We start from the raw sequence: 7,421 nt of genomic DNA on the forward strand, positions 1-7,421 counted from the left end.
CTTTTTCTCATTTAAGCTTTCCTCCTTAAGGTTTAGATTTGATGGAAAACCTTAGAACGCCGCTTAATATTACGCTTGACGGCTATTGGGAGCTGTTTTTTGTTCCACCTCCTCGCCGTCGTTCTTATGACGCAGCTGTTTTTCCGCCAGTTGGGTCCGGACCAGCTCTGCCACCACCACCAGCGCCGCCAGGCCGAACAGAACCAACTGTCCTTGCCCGGTGCGAGTGTAGGCGAACAGGTAGCCCGCATAGGGCACAGTGAGCACTACCTTGCCCACCAGTTGCCGTGCCTTCGCCGGCAGGGGGTCCCGGGCATTGTTAGCGTCGCCTTTGGTGTAAAAGAGCAGGCCGTTATCGGTATCGGTCTCCAGCTCCGCTACCCGGTGGGTGGTGAGGCTGCCGCTGTGTTCACTGCGATAGGTGATGATATCCCCAGGTGCCACTTCTTTCGCTGGCAACGGTCGCACCGCCACCAAGCTGCCCAGGGCCACCGCCGGCTCCATACTGCCGCTCATAACGATATAGATTTTATGGCCGAAGACAGCCGGTTCGGAGCCGGTGAGCTTACTCTGGAGCAGAAAGAAGGTAAGCAACACCGCCGTGGCTGTAAGCAGAACTACAATGGACTTGGTTACAGCTGCCCCTGCTCTTTTCCACCGGTTGGCAGTCATCTGGAACCATCCTTTCTTTGACTACACATTCCATAACCGAATCCTACTTAAGCGGGCTGACAGGGTTTCCCGCCCCTTATAGGGCGAAGAAGCTCCGGAAGCGACATTACAGCGATCAGCTATCAGCCGGTAACTCACTTTCTTCCAGGATCTCGTCCCGCTGCTCGGGGCTCAGCACCGCCTCGGGCCATTCCGGCAGCTTCGTTTGAGTCTCAGGCGCAGACGAATTCCCAGTACTCCCCTCGGGGCCACTGGTCCAGGAGCCCACAGTAAAGGTATTGGTTTCTTCATCATCATCCCAGAACCAGGAATCGTTGACCTTTTTGTTGGTGACAGTAACATGGTGAATATCGTTAATGTTTTCGGTGGTAATAGTCACAGAGGTTGGGCTGATGCTTACACACTGGTAATTCATAGGTGCCACTTCCCGAATTGTATAGGTACCCGGCTCCAGCCCCTGAATGGTGGCCGACTGGCCATGAGCCAGCATCATGCTCCACTTGTGGCCGTTACCTTGCACATAAATGGGGAACTTCTTGGTGGTGCTGCCGTTTTGCACGCTCTTTGTAACCTTGATGAACCCTTTAAGGATCGTTACCTTCACCGTGTCGGACTTAGAGCAGCCGTACGCATCGGCAACTGTCACGGTGTAAATCGTGTCTTCCCCAGGTTCCACCGCCGGATTTGCTTCTGTGGAACTCCAGTTGCCATCCGTGTCACAGGTCCAAAGGTAGGTGTAAGGGGAAGTACCTCCAGACGCCGTAGGGCTGCCACCTAATTGGGTGCTGCTCCCCAGCGCCACTTCCCGATCCGGTCCGGCATCCACTGTGAACGGCGGCGGCACATCTACCAAGGGAATTGGGAAATCCTTGGTTTGGTTAGGATTCTCATTGATGTCGGTATAGGTTAAGGTAGCCCAATCATTGGTAGGGACTTCGGTGCCACCTTCATAGCCCTCTTTGGCCCGAATCTTATAGCTTAAAGTAGCACTGGTGCCGATGGTACCGGCTTCCCAGGTGATAATCCCGGTGGTCTCCTCATAACTCACTGGAGCTGTAGGACTACTCTGGAAACTCCCAGGCACCAATTCGAAGTTAGCCGGTATTTTGTCGGCAACTACAGCATGGGTCGCCGAGTAATTGAGTTGCTGCGAGATCTGGCTGTAGATTTCGGACAGGTCCGCGGCTGAGAAGGTCTCATAGTAACCGGCGTTCTGGGCTTTTTGCATGGTATCCCGGGCTAAGGGCACGCACTTAGAGGGAACTTCCCCTAGCAGGTTCACTGTAAACACTTGATAACCTAAAGCGTGACAGCTTTGACCGGCCGTGTAAGCGGCAGTGGTGTGATCGTTATGAGCTGTTGGTTCGCTAGGCCCGTACCGGCGGCCAATACTCACTGTAGGTACACCGTCGGTTAAAAAGACGATGGCTTTGTTAGCTTCCGCTCGTCCACCAGCCTGCATCAAGTTTCTAGCCCGGATAAAGCCGGCTTCGGTATTGGTGCCGCCATAGGTGGCAAGACCGTTGATTGCGTTTGTTACCTGGGTTGAGTTGTTGGAAAATCCCTGTTCAATTTTGGTATCCCTGTTAAGATTGCCTAGGTTCCAACCAAAAAACCCAGGTTCGTAAGCAAAACTGACTACCGCTACTTTGTTTGCGGAGTTCTGTAGCACTTGTTCAGCAAACTCTTTAGCCGCTTCTTTGGCATAGTACAAAGATGATGGACTACCGGAATCCATACTGTTGGAGCAATCGACTACCAGAATCACGTCCACTGGCTTTTCCGGTGGCGGGGTTCCGGTGATACCCAAGGTTACCTGATAAGCCCGACAGCCCTGGGTCCGCTGGGCGCTTTTGCTGACCGCAACGGTGTCTGTGTAACTGGAAAGCCCTACCTTCCCCGCTGAAAACAGCTTCCTAACGGCCTTTACCATTGAGCTCGGCTCTGGTTGGGGTTCAGCAGCCGGGACCGGGATGCGGTCGAAGGGGGCCACCGATTCCCAATCGTCCGGTAGGGATGGCAATTCGCACTCTTTGAAAGCTGGATTGTTCACCTGTTCATCAACCACAATTAGGGCCTTGCCCTGGCCGCTGACGGCACTCCCGGTACATTCACCCTCAGCGTAAGCCCCGACGCCGAAATACCCCAGGTAGAAGTTGTAGGGAATGTCGAACTCGGCTGCCAGCGCCGTTTCTTCGCCGCTGGCCAAAAAGTCAACTCTGGCATTAAGCTCAGCCAGGGGCACCCAGAGGCGAATGTCCGACAGAGATTCCGTGCCGCGGTTAGACAGTGTTATGCTTAGATGCACTGTATCGCCGGCTCGGTATTCCCCTTTATCGGTTTGAATGTCCACCAATAAGAGCGCCGGGACCATCGGAGCTAGTAACACTGTCACTACTACCGTGGATTCGGCTCTTATCTCTTGGCCTTCATACTCTCCCTGGACGAAAACGCTGTTGGTGACTTTATCCTGGGCAAAATCTTCGGGGATAGCAAAAGTGCTGCTGCCAGTCCATTGCTCTCCCACCGTCAGTTGGGCTATGATTTCATCAAGTCCGGTTAGGGTATCTTGAACCGTAAGGTCCGTAAGATCCACCTGGCCGCTGTTGGCTACGGTGACTGTGAAGTGCACTGTCTCCCCCGGTTGATACCGGTCCCGGTCGGTTTTGATGCTAACAGTCAAGCTCGGCTGAACCGGCGGAAGTATGATCACATCCACCGTGACAGTGGAGCTGTCGCTGACCGGTATGGGGTCTTCTTCCTCTTTAGTGTAGGCGCCGCTGACAGAAACCGAGTTCGTTATCTGAAGCTGGTGGTAGTCCAAGGGAATGACATACTCACAGTAGATTCTCTTGGCACTACCCACCGCCAGCGATATGGTTTGGCTGAGCCCGCACAAAGTGTCTTCTACTAATAGCCCGGCCAGGTCCACGTTCCCGTTATTTTCCACGTGGATGGTAAACCGAGCGGTGTCCCCTGGGGCATAGGCCATTTGATCGGTGGTAATGACTACGTCCACCGCCGGCTTGGCCGGCTCTTGTACCGGCGGCTGTTCGGCTTGAACCAGTCCGGCAATAGCTGCGTTCAAGGCTGCTAAGACAGCATCCACTTCCTCTTGGGTAGCTTCTCCGTCCGCCAAGGCAGCTTGAGCGGCTGCTAAGGCACCGGCCAAGGTTCCCCAGCTTTCTTCAGTGTAGCCTTCTTCCTCCAAGTGAGACGCTGCATCAACTGCTGTCTGCAAGGCGCTACTATCTACTTCTTCTGGTTCCGTTGGTTCAACAGGCTCTTCTGGTCCGGGCTGATTGCCTGGATCATTAGGGTCTACCGGCGGATCCTCCGGCTGGACTGGGTCCTCGGAGCCCGGTGGATTCTCTTGGTCGCCTGGCCCTGGACCCGGCTCTTCCGGCCACGGCAAATTACCTGGGTCGTCAGGATCCACTCCGGGATCATTCGGATCTTCAGGGTCTTGCACACCTGGCTCCTCCGGTTCTGCGGGGTCCTGGGAACCGGGTTCCTCTTGGTCGCCTGACTCTGGGTCCGGCTCTACCGGCCCTGGCTGATTGCCCGGATCATCAGGATCCACCGCCGGGGGCTCCTCCGGCCCTTCAGCGCCCGGGTCTTCTGGGTCTTCCGGATCCTTCGGGTCTTCCGGGTCTTCTGCAGGTTTTACCGGTCCTCCCGTCCCATCCGGTTCCTCGGCGCCGGGCTCTTTTGATTCTTGTCCCACCAAAGATCCCGCTCTACGATCTCCAATCTCCACATCCGCCAAGATGCCCTCTGTCACCTGAGATGCAATTTCCTCAGCCAAGGCCAGACCCTGCAGTCCAGTTCCCAGCACTAACAAAACAGCCACGCTGACAGCGAGCAAACTGGATATCCTTTTCCTCATTCTCTTTTCACCTCCATTCTGTCCGTGGTTGGTTGGCCTGTTGCCAAGTTCGAAACTGATCCATGTCTCCTCTTGATTGTAATGCCTCCTCTAACAGATGAATCAGCTCCATAAAGCTGCGAAAAGACAACGCCTTTTCTTGGTCTATCCACTGTATTATCCCTTGGGTGCTAGTATGTTGGGTATACAGGACTTTGACCAAGAAGGTGTTGCTACTTGTTTGCCGAGCAGGGTATTCACAAAGTGCATCGATGTTTTCCACCGCTGCTTCCTCCCCCTGTTCTTTTTGAGATACCTGCCACCGGACGAAATCTCTAAGTACAAAAACTTCCAAACTTGCTACCTAAATCCACTATATCAGGGCCGAGTTATATCTACCGTACAACTTAGTAACAACCGGCGTACAAGAGAGTCACATTTTTGTACATCGGAGTCACAACTGAGTTACAAGACAAAAAAATAACAGTTCCCAGGTGCTGCACCTGGGAACTGGGTTGGAGATAGTGTATTAGCCGAAGAATGAGTCTGTTTGAGTTAGAGGCTGGAACCTCATTTCTATGTTCACTTTACCCTGGTTAGTTAACTCCTGTAATTGGCTCCGAAGTCTACGCGTTACTGCGTTCAGGTTTTCTCGCTGCCGTAATGTTAACAGAATGAGAAGTTGATTGTCATTCCACCGGGCAAAGACATCGCCCTTACGCAAGGAGGATTGCAGCAGTCGGGTGAGCGTCTCCATGGCAGCCTGGGTTTCTTTGCCAGCTAGCCCTTGCCTGCAGCCGGAAATGGTAATCAAACCCAAAAAATCGGCTTCCTCGGTTCGTAAGCTTCTTCGTTTTTCCAACTGGCACAAAAACCGAAAATAATCAATATCACAGCATAATGCCCCGGCCATATCATCTTCGTCGGTCAAATTCTTTTCAATAAGTATCAAGTCGGTTTCGTGGTTATCTTGCATGGCTCGTTGTAGCTGCCGATATAGTGCCCGTAAGGGGGCCGAGGGCTTCACGCCCAGCTCTTTGTACAAGAAGGAAGTGATGTAATTATAGTGATTAAGAGCGCTCTTTGTTTCTCCGAGCCCTATTAACGCTTGTAGGGAGTATAAATGCAAGGTTTCATCGTATGGTTCTATTAAGGCCGCTTTCTCATAAACCTCAAGGATTTCTTCATGGGCCTCATTAGTGCTTAGTAGTTCCAACATCCGAAACAAAGCCTTTAAGTAAAGACGGTGGTAGCGGTTTTGAGATGGCAACAGCCACTCACTATGCTCCGGGCCGGCCATATACAGTCCCTTGTACAGGGCTAAAGCTTGTTTGTACAAGTCTATGGCCGGAAGGGCGTTTTCCTTTGCTAACGTGTCAGCGTACTTTGCCTTTTGTTCGAATGCATCGATATCCAGCTGACAGTTGGTTCCGATCTCCAACAGGTAATAGCCGTTGGCATAGGTAAGCTCCAACCACGGCTTCTGTTGGCAGTTAGTGCTCACCTGCATCTTTTCAATTAACTTGCGCAATCGGTACACTTGGGTTCGCAGGACACCGTTTGGATCGGCAGAATCACCGTTGTGCCAGAGATCATCGATAATAGTCTCTGGTAACAGACGTCTGTTACGGAAAGTGATTAAGTATCGCAATAGTTCTAAAATTTTATAGGAACGCTCATGTGCGGCTAACAAAGATTCTCCCTGGCACAGAATATCAAAGCTGCCTAAAGTCATAATGTCAACCAAATCGGTGTCACGGCTTGAGAGCTCAACGTTAGCTGTTCCATCCGGTACCTGGTAACTCTTTACCATGACCTCTCAACCTTTCGTGATTATGTATTCTATTTTACCATACTTTTACTATTGGTCACAACTGGCAAGTCCCCCCTTAACAACTGCTTGCATTATAGACCACCCGGAGTAACAGTAACACACCCAAAAGGGGTAGTAATAGCAAAAAAAGGCCCCCACCCAAAAGGGGTAGGGGACCCCAATGCCGATTTCGGAGTTACATCGATAAGTGTTGTAACAGAAAAATCAACAATATCCCCGGTAAACCGAGGAAGCCGACCGTAAGTGCCGTGATGGGGTTAATGGGAATAAAAATGCCCAGAAACGAGCCCATAAGATTCAGTAGCCAAAGAGCAATCCCGCCCACCAAGGCATTGTATACCAAGCGCATGACTATTTTAAGCGGAACCAAAAACAGCCTGCCAATAAGATAGAGCAGGAACAGCCCAAAGGCGTAGGCAATAATAATATTCATGTTAATGTCCGGAGCCATCTTCATCCGCCTCCTCGGCCCTGGCTGACAAACTTGTCTCAGCACATTATACGGTACCAAAGAGCAGAATATGCCTGCCGGCTCTATATCACCTCACTGGTTTCCTGGCGAACCTGTTTTAATAGATAAGAATATCTGCGTTCAGTGGCCTTAAGGTTGTAAATAGCATAATCGATCAAATCCGGATCGGTAACTGTCTCGAAGTAGCGCCGGGCCAGGTGCCACTCTATCCGGGCCCGTTCTACTTCGTCGGTGAGGCTTACCTCCGGTGATTTGGCTGCGGGCCACTGTTCCAGCATGGTGCTGGCCAGCGCCGCCGCTTTTTGCACCATAACCTTAATATTCTCATACGCAACCGGCATCCTTGATAACCTCCTGGATTGCTACTTTCATCCAGGAGTATAACCAAGGCTGTGACTATAAATACTACCCCCCACTATCCTTGCCGTGGTTACCAATATTGTGCAGTTCCCAGACCTCATCATCAATCTCGTTAACCCAGAAACCCATACTGCTCTCGCTCAGTGCCTCTAGATCCCGAAATAGCTCATTGTCAGCTCGCTTCATAATTCCCGCCGGCCCTCCAGGGCTTTGGC

General features: G+C 52.0%; 7 protein-coding genes. All 7 read right to left on the bottom strand.

Going from position 1 to position 7,421, the window contains the following annotated elements; translation table 11 throughout:
• Nucleotides 1-69 precede the first annotated feature (69 nt).
• Nucleotides 70-672, bottom strand: a complete 603-nt coding sequence (locus GX016_10810) for a signal peptidase I (GenBank protein HHT72032.1) — start codon at nt 670-672, stop codon at nt 70-72.
• 115 nt (nt 673-787) lie between these two features.
• Complete coding sequence (locus GX016_10815; protein ID HHT72033.1) at nt 788-4,561, bottom strand: DUF11 domain-containing protein; 3,774 nt, start codon at nt 4,559-4,561, stop codon at nt 788-790.
• Nucleotides 4,562-4,568: 7 nt separating this feature from the next.
• Nucleotides 4,569-4,823 (bottom strand): hypothetical protein, encoded by a 255-nt coding sequence (locus GX016_10820; GenBank protein HHT72034.1) that lies wholly within the window; start codon nt 4,821-4,823, stop codon nt 4,569-4,571.
• Between the two features lie 246 nt (nt 4,824-5,069).
• Nucleotides 5,070-6,353 (bottom strand): diguanylate cyclase, encoded by a 1,284-nt coding sequence (locus tag GX016_10825; GenBank protein ID HHT72035.1) that lies wholly within the window; start codon nt 6,351-6,353, stop codon nt 5,070-5,072.
• A 196-nt stretch (nt 6,354-6,549) separates the two neighbouring features.
• Nucleotides 6,550-6,825, bottom strand: a complete 276-nt coding sequence (bofA, locus tag GX016_10830; GenBank protein ID HHT72036.1) for a pro-sigmaK processing inhibitor BofA — start codon at nt 6,823-6,825, stop codon at nt 6,550-6,552.
• An 83-nt stretch (nt 6,826-6,908) separates the two neighbouring features.
• Nucleotides 6,909-7,157 (bottom strand): YaaL family protein, encoded by a 249-nt coding sequence (locus GX016_10835; GenBank protein ID HHT72037.1) that lies wholly within the window; start codon nt 7,155-7,157, stop codon nt 6,909-6,911.
• Between the two features lie 94 nt (nt 7,158-7,251).
• On the bottom strand, nt 7,252-7,392 hold the full coding sequence (locus tag GX016_10840; GenBank protein ID HHT72038.1) for a hypothetical protein: 141 nt from the start codon (nt 7,390-7,392) through the stop codon (nt 7,252-7,254).
• Nucleotides 7,393-7,421: the final 29 nt, after the last annotated feature.

It is taken from the genome of Bacillota bacterium (genome assembly GCA_012837285.1).
Lineage (GTDB): Bacteria > Bacillota > DTU030 > DUMP01 > DUMP01 > DUNI01.